The organism is Dysosmobacter sp. (assembly GCF_052306735.1).
In the GTDB taxonomy this organism is placed as follows: Bacteria; Bacillota; Clostridia; order Oscillospirales; family Oscillospiraceae; genus Oscillibacter.
Map to the genome: position 1 here is coordinate 1 of NZ_DAWBAJ010000037.1, position 19,497 is coordinate 19,497.

20 protein-coding genes and 1 pseudogene are annotated in these 19,497 nt (G+C 61.1%); 12 read left to right on the forward strand and 9 right to left on the reverse strand.

The features are described from left to right. Both ACT67G_RS09150 and ACT67G_RS09155 read left to right on the forward strand, forming a co-directional pair. Positions 1–632 (forward strand): helix-turn-helix domain-containing protein (locus ACT67G_RS09150; RefSeq protein ID WP_443664041.1); only part of this gene is annotated, 632 nt, incomplete at its 5' end. A 26-nt stretch (positions 633–658) separates the two neighbouring features. Beyond that, on the forward strand, positions 659–2,011 hold the full coding sequence (locus ACT67G_RS09155; RefSeq protein WP_443664042.1) for an MATE family efflux transporter: 1,353 nt from the start codon (positions 659–661) through the stop codon (positions 2,009–2,011). Positions 2,012–2,092: 81 nt separating this feature from the next. On the opposite strand, the gene ACT67G_RS09160 is transcribed toward ACT67G_RS09155, so the two are convergent. From ACT67G_RS09160 to ACT67G_RS09175, 4 genes are all read right to left on the reverse strand, one after another. Next, positions 2,093–3,274 (reverse strand): iron-containing alcohol dehydrogenase, encoded by a 1,182-nt coding sequence (locus ACT67G_RS09160; RefSeq protein WP_443664043.1) that lies wholly within the window; start codon positions 3,272–3,274, stop codon positions 2,093–2,095. Then, positions 3,271–3,804 (reverse strand): helix-turn-helix transcriptional regulator, encoded by a 534-nt coding sequence (locus tag ACT67G_RS09165; protein WP_325247636.1) that lies wholly within the window; start codon positions 3,802–3,804, stop codon positions 3,271–3,273. Before ACT67G_RS09165 ends, ACT67G_RS09160 begins: the two co-directional genes overlap by 4 nt. A gap of 122 nt (positions 3,805–3,926) precedes the next feature. Continuing rightward, on the reverse strand, positions 3,927–4,901 hold the full coding sequence (locus ACT67G_RS09170; RefSeq protein ID WP_443664044.1) for a D-2-hydroxyacid dehydrogenase: 975 nt from the start codon (positions 4,899–4,901) through the stop codon (positions 3,927–3,929). Beyond that, on the reverse strand, positions 4,891–6,507 hold the full coding sequence (locus ACT67G_RS09175; RefSeq protein ID WP_443664045.1) for an NAD(P)/FAD-dependent oxidoreductase: 1,617 nt from the start codon (positions 6,505–6,507) through the stop codon (positions 4,891–4,893). Before ACT67G_RS09175 ends, ACT67G_RS09170 begins: the two co-directional genes overlap by 11 nt. Positions 6,508–6,796: 289 nt before the next feature. Here ACT67G_RS09175 and ACT67G_RS09180 point away from each other — a divergent pair, with 289 nt between their 5' ends. Next, positions 6,797–8,188 (forward strand): S1C family serine protease, encoded by a 1,392-nt coding sequence (locus ACT67G_RS09180; protein WP_443664046.1) that lies wholly within the window; start codon positions 6,797–6,799, stop codon positions 8,186–8,188. 188 nt (positions 8,189–8,376) lie between these two features. On the opposite strand, the gene ACT67G_RS09185 is transcribed toward ACT67G_RS09180, so the two are convergent. Then, entirely contained in the window at positions 8,377–9,027 is a 651-nt protein-coding gene (locus tag ACT67G_RS09185) for a Crp/Fnr family transcriptional regulator (protein WP_325247292.1), read from the reverse strand. Between the two features lie 165 nt (positions 9,028–9,192). On the opposite strand from ACT67G_RS09185, the gene ACT67G_RS09190 reads away from it, so the two are divergent. Then, positions 9,193–10,242 carry a zinc-binding dehydrogenase gene (locus tag ACT67G_RS09190; protein WP_326215644.1) on the forward strand — a complete coding sequence of 350 codons (1,050 nt, stop codon included), beginning with the start codon at positions 9,193–9,195 and terminating at the stop codon, positions 10,240–10,242. Between the two features lie 48 nt (positions 10,243–10,290). On the opposite strand, the gene ACT67G_RS09195 is transcribed toward ACT67G_RS09190, so the two are convergent. After that, the gene (locus ACT67G_RS09195) at positions 10,291–10,488 is read right to left on the reverse strand and encodes a helix-turn-helix transcriptional regulator (protein ID WP_325245171.1); all 198 of its coding nucleotides are present in this window, start codon (positions 10,486–10,488) and stop codon (positions 10,291–10,293) included. A 278-nt stretch (positions 10,489–10,766) separates the two neighbouring features. On the opposite strand from ACT67G_RS09195, the gene ychF reads away from it, so the two are divergent. The 3 genes from ychF (at position 10,767) to ACT67G_RS09210 (ending at position 12,639) form a co-directional block, all read left to right on the forward strand. Then, entirely contained in the window at positions 10,767–11,876 is a 1,110-nt protein-coding gene (gene ychF, locus ACT67G_RS09200; RefSeq protein ID WP_443664047.1) for a redox-regulated ATPase YchF, read from the forward strand. A 141-nt stretch (positions 11,877–12,017) separates the two neighbouring features. Then, positions 12,018–12,311 (forward strand): DUF2089 family protein, encoded by a 294-nt coding sequence (locus ACT67G_RS09205; protein ID WP_325245167.1) that lies wholly within the window; start codon positions 12,018–12,020, stop codon positions 12,309–12,311. Position 12,312: 1 nt separating this feature from the next. Continuing rightward, positions 12,313–12,639 (forward strand): hypothetical protein, encoded by a 327-nt coding sequence (locus ACT67G_RS09210; protein WP_325245165.1) that lies wholly within the window; start codon positions 12,313–12,315, stop codon positions 12,637–12,639. A 282-nt stretch (positions 12,640–12,921) separates the two neighbouring features. Here ACT67G_RS09210 and ACT67G_RS09215 read toward each other — a convergent pair whose 3' ends face one another. Beyond that, complete coding sequence (locus ACT67G_RS09215; RefSeq protein ID WP_443664048.1) at positions 12,922–13,551, reverse strand: trimeric intracellular cation channel family protein; 630 nt, start codon at positions 13,549–13,551, stop codon at positions 12,922–12,924. Between the two features lie 9 nt (positions 13,552–13,560). Further along, positions 13,561–14,448, reverse strand: a complete 888-nt coding sequence (locus ACT67G_RS09220) for a LysR family transcriptional regulator (RefSeq protein ID WP_325245161.1) — start codon at positions 14,446–14,448, stop codon at positions 13,561–13,563. Between the two features lie 157 nt (positions 14,449–14,605). On the opposite strand from ACT67G_RS09220, the gene ACT67G_RS09225 reads away from it, so the two are divergent. From ACT67G_RS09225 to ACT67G_RS09240, 4 genes are read left to right on the forward strand one after another with little or no spacing between them, the layout of a single operon-like run. Next, positions 14,606–15,379 (forward strand): TIGR00282 family metallophosphoesterase, encoded by a 774-nt coding sequence (locus ACT67G_RS09225; protein WP_326215639.1) that lies wholly within the window; start codon positions 14,606–14,608, stop codon positions 15,377–15,379. Between the two features lie 51 nt (positions 15,380–15,430). Then, positions 15,431–15,910, forward strand: a complete 480-nt coding sequence (locus ACT67G_RS09230; RefSeq protein ID WP_325245157.1) for a YbaK/EbsC family protein — start codon at positions 15,431–15,433, stop codon at positions 15,908–15,910. Between the two features lie 35 nt (positions 15,911–15,945). Next, positions 15,946–17,043 carry a metallophosphoesterase family protein gene (locus ACT67G_RS09235; RefSeq protein ID WP_443664049.1) on the forward strand — a complete coding sequence of 366 codons (1,098 nt, stop codon included), beginning with the start codon at positions 15,946–15,948 and terminating at the stop codon, positions 17,041–17,043. Positions 17,044–17,048: 5 nt separating this feature from the next. Further along, positions 17,049–18,041 (forward strand): asparaginase, encoded by a 993-nt coding sequence (locus ACT67G_RS09240; RefSeq protein ID WP_326215637.1) that lies wholly within the window; start codon positions 17,049–17,051, stop codon positions 18,039–18,041. 70 nt (positions 18,042–18,111) lie between these two features. Here ACT67G_RS09240 and ACT67G_RS09245 read toward each other — a convergent pair whose 3' ends face one another. Next, on the reverse strand, positions 18,112–18,432 hold the full coding sequence (locus ACT67G_RS09245; protein ID WP_325247958.1) for a helix-turn-helix domain-containing protein: 321 nt from the start codon (positions 18,430–18,432) through the stop codon (positions 18,112–18,114). A 614-nt stretch (positions 18,433–19,046) separates the two neighbouring features. On the opposite strand from ACT67G_RS09245, the pseudogene ACT67G_RS09250 reads away from it, so the two are divergent. Next, positions 19,047–19,497, forward strand: a pseudogene (locus ACT67G_RS09250) (threonine--tRNA ligase); the annotation flags it as partial.

Sequence of the window (19,497 nt, forward strand, 5' to 3'; positions counted from 1 at the left end):
ACCGGCCCATCATCGACCCGGCGGAGCCCTATGAGCGGGTGGTGATCTGGCTGGGGCGGGAGTGGATGGACAAGCGCAGCGACCCCGGCGAATCCCTGGATACCTGCTTTTACATCGCCGCCCAGAGGGGATTCCACCTGCTGCGATTTCCCCCGGAGGGGCGCCTTGCCTATATGCAGGAGATCCAGCGGCTGGAGGAGGCTCTGCGGGAACGGGAGTTCGGTGCTTCCCGCATGGCGGACACGCTTTGCCAGCAGCTGCTGATCCGGGTGAACCGGGATATCCTCCGGGACCGCACCGCCCAGGACCAGGTGGACAGCTACCGCATTGATCCCAAGATCGAGGAGATCCTGCGCTACATTGCCGCCCATCTTACGGAGGATCTCACGGTGGAGGCACTGGCAAACCGGTTTTACCTGAGCCGGTATTATCTGATGCACCGGTTCAAGGCCGTTACCGGCTACACCGTCCACCAATACATCAGCCAGAAGCGGCTGGTGCTGGCGGGGGAGCTGATCCGCTCCGGCGTGCCGGTGATGAAGGCGGCGGAGCAGGCGGGCTTTGGAGAGTATTCGACGTTTTTGCGGGCCTTCCAGGGGACATTTCACATGAGCCCCCGGGAGTTCCGCTGAGAGCAGAGGGAGAGGAACGAGAAATTTTGGAGAATAAACAACTGAGTGTGGAATTTACCGCCCGGGATCTGCGCAAGCTGGTGGTTCCCCTGGTGGTGGAACAGCTGCTGGCTATCACCGTTGGCCTGTCGGACTCTTTGATGGTGGCCCAGGTGGGCGAGGCGGCCATGTCCGCCGTATCTTTGGTGGATACGGTGAACGTGTTGCTGGTAAACGCCTTTGCGGCCCTGGCCACCGGCGGCGCCGTCATCGCCGGACAGTATCTGGGCCGGCGGGAACCCGATAAGGCGGGCCACTCGGGACAGCAGCTGCTGCTGTTCATGGGGGAAGTATCGCTGCTGATCACCGTGCTCTTTTATCTGGGCAAGGGCTTCATTTTGGGGGTGGTCTTCGGCCAGGTGGAGCCGGATGTGGCCGCCTACGCCAACACCTACTTTATGATCGTAGAGGCCTCCACGCCGTTTTTGGCCATTTACAGTGCGGGAGCGGCACTGTTCCGGGTGATGGGCAACTCTGGCATCTCCATGTGGGTGTCCCTGACCATGAACGCCATCAATGTGGTGGGCAATGCCGTCTTGATCTTTGCCGTGGGCATGGAGGTGGAGGGCGTGGCCTATCCCACCCTGGTGTCCCGGATTTTCGCAGCGGTGGCCATGGTGGTGCTGCTGCTGAAGCGTTCCAATCTCCCGTTGCGGGTGGAGCATTTCACGTTCCGGCATGACCGCTATGTGGTCAAGAACATCCTGCGCTTCGGCGTGCCCAACGGCCTGGAGAACAGCATGTTCCAGCTGGGCAAGATCCTGCTTTTGTCCACCGTGTCCGTGCTGGGCACCGCCTCTGTGGCCGCCAACGCCATCGGAAACACCATCGCCTCTTTCCAGTGCGTGGCAGGAACGGCGCTGGGCCTGGCCATCGTGACGGTGGTGTCCCGCTGCATCGGCGCCGGCAGCTATGAGCGGGCCCGGTACTATACCAAGAAGCTTATGAAGACCGCCTACCTCTACATGACGCTGACCATCGTGGTGCTGTGGCTGCTGATGCCCCTGATCATGCGGCTCTACAACGTCTCCCCCGAGGCTCAGGACTATGCGGAGAAGATCATCTGGATGCACGGGGGCTTCGGCATTGTCATCTGGCCTGCGGCCTTCACCCTGCCCCAGGCCCTCCGGGCGGCGGGGGACACCCGCTTTACCCTCATCGTCTCCACGGTGTCCATGTGGACGCTGCGGGTGGGCCTGGGCGTTTTGATGGGCCGTTTCTGGGGCTTCGGCGTGCTGGGCATCTGGATGGCCATGTTCTTTGACTGGATCTTGCGGGCGGTGCTGTTTGTCATCCGCTTCCGGGGCCACAAGTGGGAGACCATGGGCCTGACGGAGTGAGCGCCCCGGCGGATATTACATGAAAATACCATACAGCGCCCGGAGAGCATCTCTCCGGGCGCTGTGCGTTTCCTGATGGATTTACTGTTCCGCTGCCAGGCGCAGCACGGCTTCCATCTCCTTGGGGCCGATCTCCACAAAGCCGCCGAAGGGGAAGCCGCCGGGCTTCTCACCCCGGTGAGCCACCATGGCGGGGATATCTTCCGCCTTGGCGCCGATCTCAGCAAAGGTGGTGGGCATACCCAGAGACCGGAAGAATGCCGTCAGGCGGCGGATGCCCTCCCGGGCGGTGCGCTCCGGGCAGGCGTAGTCCATCTCGCAGCCGAAGACTTCCACGGCGAAGCGGGCAAAGCGCATGGGATCGTGGGGCAGGACGTACTCCATCCAGGCGGGCATCACCACTGCCAGCCCCGCCCCATGGGCGCAGTCGTAGAAGGCGGAGAGCTCATGCTCGATCTGGTGGCTGGCCCAGTCCTGGCGGCGGCCCACGCCGCAGGAGTCGTTGTGGGCCAGCATGCCTGCCCACATAAGATCCGCCCGGGCGGCATAGTCGTTGGGATCCGCCATGGCCCGGGGAGCCGCTTCCAGAATGGTCTTCATCAGCGCCTCTGCCAGCCGGTCCGTCAGAGCCACGTCCGGCGTGTTGGTGAAGTACCGCTCACAGATGTGGGCCAGCATGTCCACAGCGCCGCAGGCGGTCTGATAGGGAGGCAGGGTGCAGGTGAAGCGGGGGTTCAGGACGGAGAACTTGGGCCGGTAGAGGTCAGACTTCTTGTTGCCCCACTTGAGGTTTCCCTTCTCATGGGTGATGACGCAGCTGTCGGAGCCCTCACTGCCGGTGGCGGAGAGGGTCAGTACCACGCCTACCGGCAAAATAGTGTCCGGCGTCCGGGTGGAGAAGAAGTCCCAGAAATCCCCGTCATAGGGGACGCCTGCGGCAATGGCCTTGGCGGTGTCGATGACGCTGCCGCCGCCCAGGGCCAGGACGAAGTCCGCCCCTTCCCGGCGGCACAGATCGATGCCCTCGTAGACCTTGCCGCTGCGGGGGTTGGCCTGGATGCCGGAGAGCTCCACATAGGGGAGCTCCGCCGCCTTCAACGAGGCGGTGACAGCGTCGTAGGAGCCGTTGCGGTGGACGGAGCCGCCGCCGGTGACCAGCAGCACCTTGGTGCCGCCGAACTGGCGCACCAGGGCGCCGGTGCGGGATTCCTCCCCGTCGCCGAAGGCGAAGAGAGTGGGGGCGTAGAAGGTAAAGTTGTTCATATATCGGATTCCTTTCTGTGAGAGGATGAAGCCTGAATCTGGTCCCGTTTGGACAGCAGCACATCGAAGACCAGCAGAGTCAGGGCGATCAGCAGCAAAAGCAATCCCCCCGACAGTATGGCACCGTACCGGGTGTCTGTCAGGGCGGAGCCGAACCGGCCCCAATCCGGGTCCCACATGTGGGTGGTCACCGCCCAGTGAAGGACTCCTGCTAGCCCTACCAATGCCAGTACCACGCCAACGGCGCCCAGGCCCAGGTAGACATACCGGAATGCCCGCCGCCAGACCGGCAGGAGGGGACGGGCAGCGTTAAACTTCAAAGCAGTTTCCGGTGCTTGATCCAGCAGCAGATCATCGGCGGAGACGCCGAAGATGCGGCACAGCTGGAGCACTTTTTCCGTATCGGGGAGGGACTCGTTGGTTTCCCAACGGCTGACGGCCTGCCGGGAGACGCCCAGCTGTCCCGCCAGGGTCTCCTGGGAGAGGCCGGCGTTGCGGCGCCGGAGGGCGATCTTTTCTCCGATGGTCATGGGGACAACTCCTTTCTATGATACCCGTAAGATATCATGGCCCTGCCGGGAAGTCTGCCCTGGAAGCCGGGCATCTGCGCAATTTCTGCTTGCACGCTGCCCGACTCCAGCCGCTTTGTCCCTTAATACCCCCGTTTCCGGTCCACCAAGCCCTGAAGGGGACGTCCGGCGGCGTAATTGGCAAGATCGGCACAGAAGAGCTCCACGTTGCGGTCGCAGGTGTAGCCCAAAGTCATGTTACCGGAGACATGGGGGGTGAGAATCAGGTTCTTGGCGTTCCAGAGGGGATCGTCTTTAGGCAGGGGCTCCGGCACCATCACGTCCAGGGCCGCGCCGGAGATGCGTCCGGCGTTCAGCGCCTCCGCCAGGGCCACCTGGTCCACGGCGGGGCCCCGGCCCACGTTGATAACGATGGCGTCGGCGGGCAGCAGGGCGATGCGCTCCCGGCTGAGGATGCCGGCGGTCTCCGCCGTGCCGGGCAGGGCCATCAGCAAAATCTTGGTGCGGGGCAGCACCTCGTCCAGTTGGGAGATGGGCAGCACCTCGTCGTAGAGGTCCTCCCGGCCCCTGCCGCTGCGGCTCAGGCCGATGACGTGGCCGATGCCCATGCCCCGCATCCGCTCCGCCACGTTGTTGCCGATGTTGCCGGTGCCCAGAATGGTGATCTCATTGTCCCGGATGGAGCGCACCGCCAGCTGGTTGGACCAGCTGCGGTTACGGGTGATCTCGATGTACTCCGGCATCCGCCGCAGCAGCATCAGCGTCACCATCACCACATGCTCAGCGATGGTGACACCGTAGACATTGGAGTTGGTGAGGATGCAGTCGGGATTTTGGAAGATGCCGTCGTCCTTGCAGTAGGGATCCACCCCGGCGAAAGAGCAGCAGTACCACTTGAGAGAGGCGGGAGCCGCCCGCAGCAGCTCCGGGGAGTGGGCATAGAGCACCTCGCAGTGCTGGACGCAGGCCTTGGCCTCCTCAAACTGGTTGGGGGTAAAGAAGTGGACAGTAAAGCCCGCCTGTTCCGCGGCGGCGCGGATGGATGCCCGGTGGGCGTCCGTGAGGAATTCCAGATAAACACAGATCTCACGACTCATGGGAATGAACCTCCTGTTGAATGGATTGGCAGATGTGCTCCGCTGCCCGCATACCGTCGGCAGCGGCGGAGAGGATGCCTCCGGCATAGCCGGCGCCCTCGCCGCAGGGATACAGGCCCCGAAGGGCGGATTGATACGTCTCGTCCCGGGGAATGCGCACCGGGGAGGAGGAGCGGCTCTCCACCGCTGTCATCACGGCGTCGGGATCGTCGTAGCCCCGGAGCTTCTGTCCCAGAATGGGCAGGGCCTGGGACAGCGCCTCTGCCACGAAGGGCGGCAGACACGCATGCAGGTCACACCAGGTGACACCGGGGCGGTAGGAGGGCGCCACGGCACCGGGACCCTGGGAGGGGCGGCCCGAGAGGAAATCCCCCACCCGCTGGGCGGGGGCGCGGAAGCCGCCGCCCCCCAGGGCGAAGGCGGCCTCCTCCAGCTTCCGCTGGAAGGCAATGCCGGCCAGAGGGTCATCGGTGCCGCCGAAATCCTCCGGCGTGACGTTCACCAGCAGGGCACCGTTGATGTTCACCTTATCCCGGGCAAATTCGCTCATGCCGTTGGTGACCACCCGGCCGGGCTCCGACGCGGCGGCCACCACCTCGCCGCCGGGGCAGACGCAGAAGGAGAAGGCGGAGCGGCCATTGGGCAGGTGGCAGGCCAGCTTGTAGGAGGAGGCGGGAAGACCGGGGTGTCCGGCGTACTGACGGTACTGGGCGGCATTCACCGCCGCCTGGGGATGCTCAATGCGTACGCCCACGGCAAAGGGTTTGGCCTCCATGGGAATGCCCCGGTCATGGAGCATGGCAAAGGTGTCCCGGGCGGAGTGGCCGGGGCAGAGCACCAGGTGGGTGCAGGGCAGGGCATAGGTGCCCTCCGGGCCCTCCACCGTGATGCCCCGCAGGGCACCGTTTTGGATCTCCAGATCCGCAAGGCGGCTTTCAAAGCGGATGTCTGCGCCCAGATCCAGCAGTTCCCGGCGGAGGTTTTTCAGGGCGATGTGTAGGTAGTCGGTGCCCACATGGGGCTTGGCGTCCACCAGAATATCCTCCGGAGCGCCGCAGGAGACCAGCTGCTCCAGAATGAAGCGGTGGCGGATGTCCCGGGTGCCGGTGTTGAGCTTGCCGTCGGAAAAGGCACCGGCGCCGCCCTCCCCGAACTGAACGTTGGAGGTGAGGTCCAGCTCCCCGGTGGACCAGAAGCGCTCCACGTCCTCCGCCCGGCGCTCCACGCTCCGTCCACGCTCCAGCAGGATGGGACGCAGCCCCGTCCGGGCCAGTACCAGGGCGGCAAAGAGGCCCGCGGGGCCCGCGCCCACCACCACCGGCGGAATATCCTGGGGAGGCAGCGGGGCAGGGAGCAGATAGCCGGGGGTGCGCTGGATCCGGGAGACTTTTTTGCTGCGGCAGCGCTTGAGCACGGCGGCCTCATCTTTTAAAGACGCTTCCACCGTATAGACGATGCGCACGTCCTCCCGGGCGTCGATGCTGCGGCGCAGGACGCGCAGGGTCTGGATATCCTTCTCCCGCACCCGGAGGATCCGGGCGGTTTCCGCCGCCAGGGCGGCGGGGCCGTCTCCCGGGGCGAGTTTGATGTTGTCGATTTTCAGCAAGGCAGGTTTGATCCTTTCCTGTGATGGATTTTTCCCTATCATACCACACCTTCTTCCCCTGGAAAACCGGAGGTTCAAAAAATATTCAAAAACCTTTCAGACCTTTTTAAGTTAGCCGTCCTATACTGCCCTCAGAAAGTTGAGAAAGGCATCCGAGGAAACCAGAGGAGCCCAGGAGACCGAGAAATTTCAGAGAACCGTCAAAAGCACTTCACACTTTCGACACAATCCCGCTGTATCATCGGTTCTGAAATGCAGATGGGCAGGATACAAATAGGAGGTATCAACCATGTATAACGACGAGAAGAATCTTTATCATTACACATATCGCAAGGACGGCAGCGAAACGGCTCAGCCGGAGAGCAACCATCCCACCGTGGATGAACAGATCCACAACTATCAGGCGGGCCCCCAGCAGCCCGTGCAGGAGATGAAGCCTGTGAAAAAAGACCGTAAGGGCATGAAGCTGGTGGCGCTGGCCCTGGTGTGTGCCCTGCTGGGCGGCGCCGTGGGCGGCGGTATCGTCTGGGGCGTGGGCCGCAGCGGCGGCAGCACCTCCGTCAATGTCAGCAGCCGCCAGGCTACCGAGGTGGCACTCAAGCAGGTGGACGGCAAGACGGAGATGAGCGACGCGGAGGTTTACGCCGCCACCGTCAATTCCACCGTCTCCATCAACTCCACCTCCACCACCAACTTCTACGGCCATCAGGTGCAGTCCGCTTCCGCCGGTTCCGGATTCATTCTCACGGCGGACGGCTACATCGTCACCAATCACCACGTCATCGACGGTGCCAGCACCGTGAAGGTCACCCTCTATAACGGCGACACTTACGATGCCGCCATCATCGGCAGCGACGAGGATTACGATATCGCCGTGCTGAAGATCGACGCCAGCGGCCTCCAGCCTGTCACCGTCGGTGACAGTGATAAGCTGAACGTGGGCGACCACGTGCTGGCCATCGGCAACCCCCTGGGTGAGCTGACCTTCTCCATGTCCGGCGGCATGGTCTCCTGCGTGAACCGGGCCATCAACGTCTCCGGCACGCCCTTCAACATGATCCAGACGGATGCCTCCATCAACCCCGGCAACTCCGGCGGCCCCCTGCTCAACAGCTACGGTGAAGTGGTGGGCATCGTCTCCGCCAAGTACTCCAGCGACAGCAGTGAGGAATCTGTGGAGGGCCTGGGCTTCGCCATCCCCATCAACGATGTCATGAGCATGATCGAGGACATCATGACCAACGGCTATGTCACCGATAAGCCCTATCTGGGTGTCACCGCCGGCACCATGAATGCCCAGATGGCCCAGCAGACCGGCCTCACCGAGGGCGTTTACATCTACTCTGTGGAAGAGGGCGGCGCTGCTGCCAAGGCCGGTATCCAGGTGGGCGACGTCATTACCAAGGTGGGCGACACCACCATCACCTCCATGGAGGATCTGACGGCGGCCAAGAAACCCTATTCCGCCGGTGATACCACGGAGTTCACCATTTACCGTCAGGGCAAGACCCTGACCGTGAATGTCACCTGGGATTCCGTCCCTGCCGACCAGCAGACGGTTTCCACCCAGGATGAGAGTACCCAGGATGAAAGCGGCAACTCCTACAATCCCTATGAGGACTTCTTCGACTACTTCTTTGGAAACGGCTTCAGCGGCTCCAGCAGCCGTGACGCCACCTGAGGCAGGAAGCCCCCTGCGGACTGAGAGCGGTTTCGCGGCAACAGCTGCGGAGAAGGCAAAGCTGCTCATGCGGCAGTCCGGTCAGAGGTTCAGATAGCAGGAAACCGATTCGGTAGAACATACGACAAAAAAGCGAACCGTGTCAGACACGGTGCGCTTTTTGGCATGTGTGGGAAGGCAGGAAACGGCTAATCCAGGAAATAGCCCAGGGAGTGGAATACCTCCGAGAGTTTTCCGTCGTCCAGGATCCGGATGCGCCGGTACTCCTGAGAGAGGATGCCCGCTTCCCGGAACCGTTTGAGGATCCGGGTGACGGAGACCCGGCTCATACCGGTGATGGCGGCGATCTGTTCGTGGGTGTAGGCGATGACGGGGCCGCCGCTGGCATAGCAGGAGTGGAGGAAATAGGCAACCCGCTTGTCATCCTCCAGAAAATGGGTACAGCAGATGTAGTCCGAGAGCAGCGTGATGCGGCGGACAAAGTGGGCAAAGAGCTCCTGCAGGGGAAGGCCCTGGGCCTGCCAGAGCCGCAGGAATTCATTGGGAGGGAGGGTATAAAGCTCCAGAGGTGTGATGGCGGAGACGCTGACGATGACGCTGGGATGATCCATCAGGGCCTCGGAGCAGATGAGATTGTCCTGCCCGATATAGAAGAGGACGATCTCCTCCCCGGCGGGATTGAGACAGTAGGTACGGGCCTGCCCGCTGGCGATGAAGCCTACCCGTTGGGCGGGGGTGCCCTTTTCGAACAGCACTTCTCCGGCAGCAAAGCTGCGGCGGATCCCGTGGCGCAGGAACATCTCCTTGACCCGGGGCGTTACCAGGTTTTCACCGCTCATACAGACCCTCCTTTCTGAATTCCGGCATTTAATTTGGAATCATTTACAAAAACATTAACAGAAATTCGTGAAAAATGCAAGGGAGAATTGTATACCTTGTTACAATCTGGCATCTGGGTTCCCCGTAAACTGGAGAAAAAGAAACGCAAAAAGGAGGATGTTCTGATGCAGACGACCATGCGCGGTTTGGTGAAGGAGACCCCGGGCCCTGGGGGACTGGTGTATCATACGGACCTTCCCGTCCCGGAAGTGGGGGACGATGAGGTGCTCATCAAGGTGCACTGCACCGCCATTTGCGGAACGGATATGCACATCCTGGAATGGGATGACTGGTCTCAAAAGCGGATCCATCCCCCCGTGGTGCTGGGACATGAGACGGCGGGAGACATTGTGGCCGTAGGCAAAAACGTCACTACCCGCCATGTGGGGGACCGGGTTTCCTGTGAGTCCCACATCCCCTGCGGAGAGTGCTGGTTCTGCAAGAACGGTATGCCCCATATCTGCAAGAATGTCCAGCTTTTCGGCTGCACGCAGAACGGCGCCTTTGCCGAGTATGCCAAGATCAGGGAGGACTGCACGTTCCTGCTGGGTGATGACATTTCCTACGAGGCGGCCTGCATGTTTGAGCCCATGGGCGCCGGCGTCCACGGTGTGGAGGCGGCGGAGGTGGCCGGCAAGACCGTCCTGGTCAGCGGCTGCGGCCCCATCGGCCTCACGGCCATCAGCGCCAGCAAGACCTTTGGGGCAAAACAGGTCTTTGCCTGTGACCTGATTGATGAGAAGCTGGAAGTGGCCCGGAAGATGGGCGCCGACGCTGTGTTCAACAGCGGGCGCTGCAATCTGCCTGCGGAGATGAAAGCCCTCACCGGCGGCATCGGTGTGGATGTGGCCATCGACATTACCGGTGCAGCTCCCGCCATCAACACAGGGCTCAAGTGTGTGCGGGCAGCCGGGCGCATGGTGTGCGTGGGCCTGCCCAGCAAGCCTGTCACCCTGGAGGACATGACCGACGATCTCATCTACCGGGAAGTCCAGCTCACCGGCGTCTCCGGCCGGAAGATCTGGGAGACGTGGGAGGACTTCGCCAAGGTGGTGCAGGGCCCATGGTACAAAATGGATCAGGTCATCGGCGGCCGCTTTGCCCTGGAGGACTATGAAAAGGCCCTGGAGCAGATCCGCGCCGGCGTTCCGGGAAAGATGATCCTCTATCCCTGATCCCTCATACGAAACTGACCCGGGAGCGGTGTGCCGTTCCCGGGTGTCTTATGTCTCCGGCAGATGAAAAATCTCCTCCACCGGGGTGTTCAGAAGACGGGCCAGGCGCATGGCCAGCCCCAGTGTGGGGTCGTATTTATTGTTCTCAATGGCGTTGATGGTCTGGCGGGTGACCCCCAGAGCCTGGGCCAGGTCCTCCTGCCGGAAAGCGGCTGCCTTGCGCAGCTGACGGATGTTGTTTTCCATGGCCTCTTATACTCCCGTCAGCCCAAGCAGCACCATTCCCAGGACAACCAGTACCACCAGCCATGCCCAGCGCATGGCGCTCAGTTGAATGTGCAGTTCCATCTCATCCATTCTTTTCATTCCAATACCCCCCTGAATGTAAAATTCTTTTTACATCTTAAACATAGGATATCCGGGACTGAATGTCAAGACTTTTTTACATTTTCTTTTCCTTGCACTTTCCAGCCGGAAATGATACAATACAAAGTCGAAAATACGGCAAAGGAGATTTGCTTTTTATGAAATTAGGTATCGTGGGACTGCCCAACGTGGGCAAGAGCACCCTGTTCAACGCCATTACCAACGCCGGGGCGGAGAGCGCCAACTACCCCTTCTGCACCATCGATCCCAATGTGGGCATGGTGGCCGTTCCGGACGAGCGGCTGGACAAGCTGGCGGAGATATATGAGCCGGACAAGAAGACCCCCGCGGTCATCGAGTTCGTGGATATCGCGGGCCTTGTGAAGGGCGCCAGCCAAGGCGCGGGCCTTGGCAATAAGTTCCTGGCCAACATCCGGGAGACGGACGCCATTGTCCACGTGGTGCGCTGCTTCGACGATGAGAACATCATGCACGTGGTGGCGGACGCCGGTACCAACGTGCCGGTGGACCCCAAGGGGGACATCGAGACCATCGACCTGGAGCTGATCATGGCGGATCTGGAGATGGTGAACCGCCGGATCGAGCGGGCTACCAAGGCGGCCAAGGGCGACAAGAAGTTCCTCCATGAGGTGGAGGTCTTCAAGGGCCTGGCGGAGCATCTGGATGCCGGCAAGTCCGCCCGGACTTACGAGTGCTCCGATGAGGACATGGCGCTTATCGCCACCTCTGACCTGCTGAGCCTCAAGCCCATCATCTACGCTGCCAACACCGATGAGGAGGGATTCACCCATCTGGACGACAACCCCTACTATCAGCAGGTGAAGGCCATCGCCGATGCCGAGGGCGCCCAGGTGCTGCCCATCTGCGCCAAGCTGGAGCAGGACATCGCCGAGCTGGAGGGCGAGGAGAAGCAGATGTTCCTGGAGGAGCTGGGTGTGCAGGAGTCCGGTCTGGACCGGCTGATCAAGTGCTCCTACGCCCTGCTGGGCCTCATCTCCTTCCTGACCTACGGCAAGGACGAATGCCGGGCCTGGACCATCAAGAAGGGCACCAAGGCCCCCCAGGCCGCCGGAAAGATCCACACCGACATTGAGCGGGGATTTATCCGGGCGGAGGTCATTGCCTATGACGACATGATCAAGTACGGCAGCGTGGCTGCCGCCAGAGAGAAGGGCCTCCTGCGCAGCGAGGGCAAGGAGTATGTGGTGCAGGACGGCGACATGATCTACTTCCGCTTCAACGTGTAAAGTTGAAGAAATCTGTATTTGTGTTTTCTTGAAAATCCCGCCGGGGTTTCGGCGGGATTTTAATTTTATTTATTATAAAAATAAATATTGACTTTCATAAAATTAAAGTTTATATTAATTTTATGAAAGGGGCGTGAATGTATGGCCAACATGCCGGTCTGGATGGCGGAGCTGGAGGACGAGGATCTGACCTTCATCAAAAAATTTCTATTGGCGTCCGGATCCCTGAAAGAAGTAGCGTCGGTGTACGGCGTCAGCTACCCCACAGTGCGGCTGCGGCTGGATCGGCTGATCCAGAAGATCCAGCTGACGGAGAACGCAGAGGCGGATCCCTATGTGTCCCTGGTGAAGCGGCTGGCGGTGGATGACAAGCTGGATTTCGACACTGCCAAGATCCTGATTACCGCGTACCGCAAGACGAAGGAGGAGACTTGATATGGAAATGGCAACAAGGGTAATATGGGTTACCCTGATCGTACTGCTGGTGTTGGTGGTGGGCGGCATCCTGCTGCAGATCTTCCTCTCCAAGCGGGAGAGTAAGTGGCCGGGGCTGGTGCTGCCGGTGATCTCCTTTTTGTGGTCGCTGCTGTACCTCTTCAATCTGATGGATACCGGCAGCGTGGTGCGAAATATCCTGATGGCGATTTTGACGATCCTGCTGACCAATATCCCCACGCTGGTGCTGCTGGCCATTTACTGGGCGGTGCGGGAGAAGCGCCGCAAGCGCAGTGAGATCGAAAAAATGAACATCGACGACCTGTAAGGGAAAAGACCGCCTCCCGGCAGGGGGCGGTCTTTGGCCTGTCGAAGCGCTTCTCCACAGGAAAGCCTCGCAGAGTTCCGTCGTCCGCAGACGACGGAATCAAATGGAATTCCGTCATTCCCGGGGACATGCGCCTCGGGAATGACACTTCTCATGACGGGCGGGGTGACAATTTCCCAAGAAATCGAACCCCGCCCATCATGCAGCCCTTTGTCTAAAAAGGCCAACGGGCCTTTTTAGACAGCGACAAGACCGCCTCCCGGCAGGGGGGGCGGTCTGGTTTTAGTCGTGGGCACGGGGCAGGTTCCAATGGAAATAGGCAGAGAGGAAGCGGATAAGGATCACTACGGCGGTGCCGCCCAGAATGGCGGGCAGCTCTCCCCACACTGCCCAAAGCCCCACGCAGGTAAGGGCCCCGGCCAGGGAGGCGGAGGCATAGACGTGTTTGACGAAGATGTAGGGGGTGTCCCCGGCCATGATGTCCCGCAGCACCCCGCCGCCTACGCCGGTGACCACCCCAACGAACACCAGCAGAAACAAGGTGGGATCCGGGGTGCTGGAGTAGGCGATGCGGATGCCCATAACAGTGAAGATTCCCAGGCCCACGGAGTCCATCACCAGCAACGTCAGGTCGTAGAGCCGGTGGTCCCACATGAGGAGCCGCCGGATGCCCGGCAAAAACAGCACCAGGGAGGTACCCAGGGCCACCAGGGCATAGATGGGGTCCTGGAAGGTGGCGGGAGGTGTGTTGCCCAGGATCACGTCCCGGATGACGCCGCCGCCCACGGCGGTGGTGAGCCCCAGGATGCACACGCCGAAAAGATCCATGTTCTTTTTCAGGCCTGTAATGGCGCCGGAGACGGCGAAGGCCAGGGTGCCCGCCAGCTCCAGGATCAAAAGGAAGGTATCCACACCGCCACCTCACGAAACCCCGTCCCGGACCATTTCCATAAAGGCGGAGGCCGCGGCTGTGGGGGTCACGTCCCGCAGGGTGCACATATCCACGCTGCGGGCGGGAATCTCAAAGTCGGTTTTCAGCAGGCGGATCTCCCCGGCGTCCAGGGAGTCCTGTACGAACTCCAGCGTCACGCCGGCAACGCCCAGGCCGATGCGGGCCAGGGACACCAGAAGGCTTCGGGAGGAGAGCTCGATCTCCGGCGTCAGCGTGACGCCGCTTTTGAGAAAATACTGCTCCAAAAACACCCGGCTGCTGGCCTTGCGCTCCAGGAGGATCAGGGGGAAAGCCGCAATCTCCTGGCAGGAGTACACATGGTCAAAGTCGCAGTCGTATCCGCTGCCTGCCACGAAAACGGAGTGGGTGGCAAAGCAGGGCCAGTGGTGCAGGGCGGGGTCTGCCGGGGAGGAGGCAAAGGCGATATCCACCGTGCCGGACTTCAGCAGGCTCAAAACCTTGGCGCTGCGGCCGCTGACGATTTTCAGCCGGATGCCCGGGTGTTGGCGGTGGAAGGCGTCCAGGTATTTGGTGAGGAAGAAGCTGGTGACGGTGTCGCTGGCACCGATGACCAGAGTACCCAGCAGCAGCTGCTGAGCCTGGGAGAGCTTGTCCTCTCCCGTGGCAATGAGGCCCAGGGCGCTGCGCACGTACTGGTAGAGCATCTGACCCTCGCCGGTGAGGGTCACGCCCCGGGGGCTGCGGGCAAAGAGGCGGGCCTGCAGCGCCGTTTCCAGCTGCTTAATGGACTGGCTCACGGCAGACTGGGAGATATACAGGTTTTTCGCCGCCACGGAGATGTTGCCGGTGTCGGCCACTTCCTTGAATACGCGGTATAATTCCAGTTTGACAGCCATGGGAACCTCCTGGGATAAGACTTTCTTATTGTGACGACACTATTATAAGCAATGTCCCGACGGGACGCAAGGCGTGGGGAAAATTTTGTGAAGTCCTTTGCATCGGGGATGATTTTTGTTATACTTACCCATTAGAGTTGAAAAACGGAGGAACGCTATGCTTTATCATGTGCTGGCTGTGGGAGATGTGGTGTCGGAGCCCGGGCTCCGGCAGCTGGAGCGGCACCTGCGGCCCCTGCAAAAACTGAAAAACATCTCTTTTACCGTGGTCAACGGGGAGAACGCTGCGGCAGTGGGACTGCTGCCGGAGCATGCCCAGCGCATTTACGACGCCGGAGCGGATGTAGTGACCCTGGGCAACCACACCTTCGGCAAGCAGCAGATCGCCCCGTACCTGGACGACGTGGCCTGGCTGCTGCGTCCCGCCAACTTCACCGGACGGGCCCCGGGCCGGGGCTGCGGCATCTATGACCTGGGGGCTGTGCGGATCCGGGTGGTGAACCTCATCGGACGCTGCGGCCTCAGCTGGGGGGCGGACAACCCCTTTACCACGGTGGACAAGCTCCTGGGAGAGGGAGAGGCGGACTTCACCCTGGTGGACTTCCATGCGGAGGCCACCAGCGAAAAGCTGGCCATGGGCTATTATCTGGATGGGCGGGTGTCCGCCCTGTGGGGGACCCACACCCATGTACCCACCGCCGATGAGCGGGTATACCCCAAGGGCACCGGCTATATCACGGATCTGGGCATGACCGGCGCGGTGGAATCCGTGCTGGGCATCGAGCCCTGGCAGTCGGTGGAGACGTTTTTGGGCGGGCTCCCGGGCCGGTACAAGACGCCCCAGGGCCCTGCCAAGCTCCAGGGGGCGGTATTCACCCTGGACAGCACCACGGGGCTGTGCGTGGATGTGGAGCGGGTGGATATCCGATAAAAACAACCAAAAAATCCAGGGCCGGAGGACGGCCGGAGAGGAAGAATCATCATGTCCATTGAGAAAGTGAGAGCGTATTTTCAGGGATTCGGCGTCGCAGACCGGATCATGGAGTTTCCCGTCTCCTCCGCCACGGTGGAGCTGGCGGCCCAGGCCCTGGGGGTGGAGGGCGCCCGCATCGCCAAGAGCATGAGCTTCAAGATCGGAGAGGATCCCATCATCATCGTCATGGCCGGAGACGCCCGGGTAGACAATTCCAAGTACAAGGCCCAGTTCCACACCAAGGCCAAGATGCTCACCCACGAGGAGGCACATGAACTCATCGGCCACGATGTGGGCGGCGTGTGCTCCTTTGCCCTGCCGGAGAACGTGAAGACCTATCTGGATGTTTCCCTCAAGCGCTTTGCAACGGTGTTCCCTGCGGCGGGCAGCAGCAACAGCGCCATCGAGTTCACCTGCGAGGAGCTGGAGCGCTACTCCTCCAACTTCGTAGAGTGGGTGGATGTGTGCAAGGGCTGGCAGGCGGAGTGAGCACCTGACCGAAAGATGATAAGAGGGGGGAGACCATGTTCAAATTCATCCACGGGGCAGACTTTCATCTGGACAGCGCTTTCGGCGCCCTGACAGCTCAGCAGTCCGCCGCCCGCCGCCGGGAGAGCCGGGAACTGGTGTTCCGCCTGGCAAACTACGTCAATACCCACGGTATTTCCTTGGTGCTGCTGGCAGGCGATCTGCTGGACGGCACCAGTGTGTTCCGGGAAACCGGTGAGCAGCTTGCCGATGCCCTGGGCCGCATGGAGGCTCCGGTGTGCATCGCCCCGGGCAACCACGACTGGTATGGTTCCGGCAGTGTCTGGGAGACGGTGGATTGGCCGGAGAATGTCCATATTTTTAAGGAGAATGCCATGACACCCCTGGAGCTGCCGGAGCTGGGGGCCGTGATCCACGGGGCGGCCTTTACCGCGCCGGAGCAGGCGGGGAGCCTGCTGGCGGGCTTTGCGGCTCCGGAGGACGGCAAGATCCACCTGGGGCTTCTTCACGGAGACACCGGGGACACCGGGAGCCGCTACGATCCCCTGCGCCGGGAGGAGATCGCCGCCAGCGGCCTTGCATACCTGGCGCTGGGCCATGTCCACAAGCGCATGGAGCCGGAGTCAGCCGGCAGAACGTTATGGGCCTGGCCGGGCTGCCTGGAGGGAAGGGGCTTTGACGAGCTGGGGGAAAAGGGCTTTTACGAAGGTACCGTCTCCGATGAGGGAACGGTGTCGGTGCAGTTTGTCCCCTTTGCCCGGCACCGCTATGAGATTTTAAAGGTGGACGTCACCGGACGGAATCCCCGCTCCGCCGTGGAGGCGGCGCTGCCGGAGGAGACGGCGGGGGACCTGTACCGCATTCTTCTTACCGGAGAGACCGGGGAGCAGGGGGCGGGTGCAGACGCCATCCGGGAGGCCCTGGCAGACCGGTTCTACGCCCTGGAGGTCCGGGATCACACCCGGATGGCCCAGGATGTCTGGGCCCGGGCGGGGGAGGACTCTTTGCGGGGCCTCTTTTTGCGGGAGCTGCGTACAAAGCTCCAAAGCGCCGGAACGGAGGAGGAGCGCCAGACCGTCACCCGGGCGGCCCGCTTCGGCCTGGCGGCGCTGGATCACAGAGACTTGGAGTGAAACATATGAAGCGCGTGTTACTCATCGGTACCGGCGGCACCATCGCCTCCCAGGTCACCGATGACGGCCTGGCGCCGGAGCTGACCACGGAGCAGCTGCTATCCCACCTGCCCACTGTGTCGGAGATCTGCCGGGTGGAGTGCTTGCAGCTTTTGAATCTGGACAGCACCAACATCGCCCCGGCCCACTGGCTGGAGATGGCAAAGTGCGTCCGGGAACACTATGAGGACTATGACGGGTTCGTCATCACCCACGGCACCGATACCATGGCCTATACGGCGGCGGCCCTCAGCTACCTCATTCAAAAGAGCCCCAAGCCCATCGTGCTTACGGGAGCCCAGAAGCCTATGGGCTTTGACTCCACAGACTCCAAGGTGAACCTGACGGACGCCCTGCGGTGCGCCACGGAGGATCTGCCGGGGGTGTCCATTGTCTTTAACGGCAAGGTGATTTTGGGCACCCGGGCCAAAAAGACCCGGTCCAAGAGTTTTCGGGCTTTTTCCAGCATCAACTTTCCGGAGCTGGGGGTGCTGCGGGACGGCGTGCTGCTGCGCTACATCCGGCAAAGCTGCGGCGCCCGGCCGGTATTTTACGATACGCTGGATCCCAAGGTGGCCCTTTTGAAGCTGGTGCCCGGTGCGGGCCGGGAGGTGGCGGATTTTCTGCTCTCGCGCAACGACGCCCTCATTATCGAGAGCTTCGGCGTGGGCGGCCTCCCCGAGGCTGGGGGATTTTTCGAGTGCGTCCGGGACTGGATGGACAAAGGAAAGACTGTGGTTCTTACCACCCAGGTGGAAAACGAGGGCAGCGACCTGGGGGTGTACCATGTGGGCCACCGGCTGAAAACCGACCTGGGGGTTCTGGAATCCTACGATATGACCACCGAGGCGGTGACCGCCAAGCTCATGTGGATCCTGGGCCGCACCCAAGACCGCCGGGAGGTAGAGCGGCTTTTCTACACGCCGGTGGCCGGGGATATCCTGTGGCCTGCGGAGTGAGCCGGAGCCGGAACGAACATCCATGAAAAAACCGCTGTCGAAAGACAGCGGTTTTCTGATTCAAGACAGATTATGTTTGTTCCGACAGCCAGGCCAGAAAACTCTCCGCCGTGTCCAGCTGGCGGTCGTCCATGGTGCGCAGGTACTGGGCGATGGTTTTCCAGCGTTCCTCCTGCCGGGATGTTCCCACCAGGAACTCGTCCGGGGTGGTTTCCAGAGCTGCTGCCAGACGCATAATGACTTCCGTGGAGGGGATGGAAGTGGCCCGCTCAATGTTGGAGAGATACTGTTCACTAATATCGGCGCGTTCTGCTACTTTCATCTGCGTCAATTTGAGCTTTTTTCTGCGCCGCGCAATGCGCCCACCGATCAGATGATAGTCCAATTCCATATCTGGATACCTCCGGTTGAGATGTACCTATCATATTTGTTAGACATCTTCCCCTAGAATGGACTAAAAATTTGAAATCAAACTTGACGTAAAGAAAACTAAAATTTATAGTTTAATTATCAACTCATAATTGGGAGGTATTATCATGTATCAGGAGATGTATACCCATCTGTTCAACGCGGTTACGGATGCTCTGGCGGCTCTGGAAGCACACAATTACGGGCAGGCGGAGCAGCTGCTGCGGCAGGCCTAGCTGTGGACGGAGGAGCGGTATTTACAGGGAGAATTGTCCCCTTGACAGAGAAACACCAAAGTGATATAGTGTCCTCGAATTTGAAAAAAGGCATGGAAAAGGACGCCGTCCGGGGAAGACAGAAGAGAGAAGCCGCCATAGGCTGCAAGCGGCTTTTGCCCCAACCGGAACCGGCTACCGCCTTGGAGCCGCCCACCGATATGTAGGCTGGGACGGGACCTCCCGTTACAGAGGACACGAGCGGCGCACCGCAAGGGGCGCAAGCAGGGTGGAACCGTGGAGCGTACCGCTTCACCCCTGAATGACTCTCAGGGGTGAAGCGTTTTTTCTTTACCCCGACCATTGGAAAGGAGCATTCCCCATGAGCGAGGAAAACAAGCAGTATACCTTTGAAGACGAGACCTACCGGAAAACCTATTGGCACACCTGCTCCCACGTGCTGGCCCAGGCTGTCAAGCGCCTGTATCCCGAGGTGAAGCTGGCCATCGGCCCCTCCATCGACGAGGGCTTCTACTATGATATGGACTCTCCCTTCCCCTTTACTCCGGAGATCATGGAGCAGATTGAGGGCGAGATGCGCAAGATCTGCAAGGAGAAGCTGAAGCTGGAGCGGTTCGAGTTGCCCCGGGAAGAGGCTGTCAAGTTCATGGAGGAGAAGGGCGAACCCTACAAGGTGGAGCTGATCAATGACCTGCCCGCCGACGCCCACATCTCCTTCTACAAGCAGGGCGAGTTCACCGACCTGTGCGCCGGCCCTCACCTGGACTCCACCGGCCGCATCAAGGGCAACGCCATCAAGCTGACCGCCTGCA

Excerpts from the sequence above, each read along its gene's own strand:
- ACT67G_RS09160 (WP_443664043.1), bottom strand. The coding sequence starts at position 3,274 with ATGAACAACTTTACCTTCTACGCCCCCACTCTCTTCGCCTTCGGCGAC.
- ACT67G_RS09165 (WP_325247636.1), bottom strand. The coding sequence starts at position 3,804 with ATGACCATCGGAGAAAAGATCGCCCTCCGGCGCCGCAACGCCGGCCTC.
- ACT67G_RS09170 (WP_443664044.1), bottom strand. The coding sequence starts at position 4,901 with ATGAGTCGTGAGATCTGTGTTTATCTGGAATTCCTCACGGACGCCCAC.
- ACT67G_RS09180 (WP_443664046.1), top strand. The coding sequence starts at position 6,797 with ATGTATAACGACGAGAAGAATCTTTATCATTACACATATCGCAAGGAC.
- ACT67G_RS09185 (WP_325247292.1), bottom strand. The coding sequence starts at position 9,027 with ATGAGCGGTGAAAACCTGGTAACGCCCCGGGTCAAGGAGATGTTCCTG.
- ACT67G_RS09190 (WP_326215644.1), top strand. The coding sequence starts at position 9,193 with ATGCAGACGACCATGCGCGGTTTGGTGAAGGAGACCCCGGGCCCTGGG.
- ACT67G_RS09195 (WP_325245171.1), bottom strand. The coding sequence starts at position 10,488 with ATGGAAAACAACATCCGTCAGCTGCGCAAGGCAGCCGCTTTCCGGCAG.
- ychF (WP_443664047.1), top strand. The coding sequence starts at position 10,767 with ATGAAATTAGGTATCGTGGGACTGCCCAACGTGGGCAAGAGCACCCTG.
- ACT67G_RS09205 (WP_325245167.1), top strand. The coding sequence starts at position 12,018 with ATGGCCAACATGCCGGTCTGGATGGCGGAGCTGGAGGACGAGGATCTG.
- ACT67G_RS09210 (WP_325245165.1), top strand. The coding sequence starts at position 12,313 with ATGGAAATGGCAACAAGGGTAATATGGGTTACCCTGATCGTACTGCTG.
- ACT67G_RS09220 (WP_325245161.1), bottom strand. The coding sequence starts at position 14,448 with ATGGCTGTCAAACTGGAATTATACCGCGTATTCAAGGAAGTGGCCGAC.
- ACT67G_RS09225 (WP_326215639.1), top strand. The coding sequence starts at position 14,606 with ATGCTTTATCATGTGCTGGCTGTGGGAGATGTGGTGTCGGAGCCCGGG.
- ACT67G_RS09230 (WP_325245157.1), top strand. The coding sequence starts at position 15,431 with ATGTCCATTGAGAAAGTGAGAGCGTATTTTCAGGGATTCGGCGTCGCA.
- ACT67G_RS09235 (WP_443664049.1), top strand. The coding sequence starts at position 15,946 with ATGTTCAAATTCATCCACGGGGCAGACTTTCATCTGGACAGCGCTTTC.
- ACT67G_RS09240 (WP_326215637.1), top strand. The coding sequence starts at position 17,049 with ATGAAGCGCGTGTTACTCATCGGTACCGGCGGCACCATCGCCTCCCAG.
- ACT67G_RS09245 (WP_325247958.1), bottom strand. The coding sequence starts at position 18,432 with ATGGAATTGGACTATCATCTGATCGGTGGGCGCATTGCGCGGCGCAGA.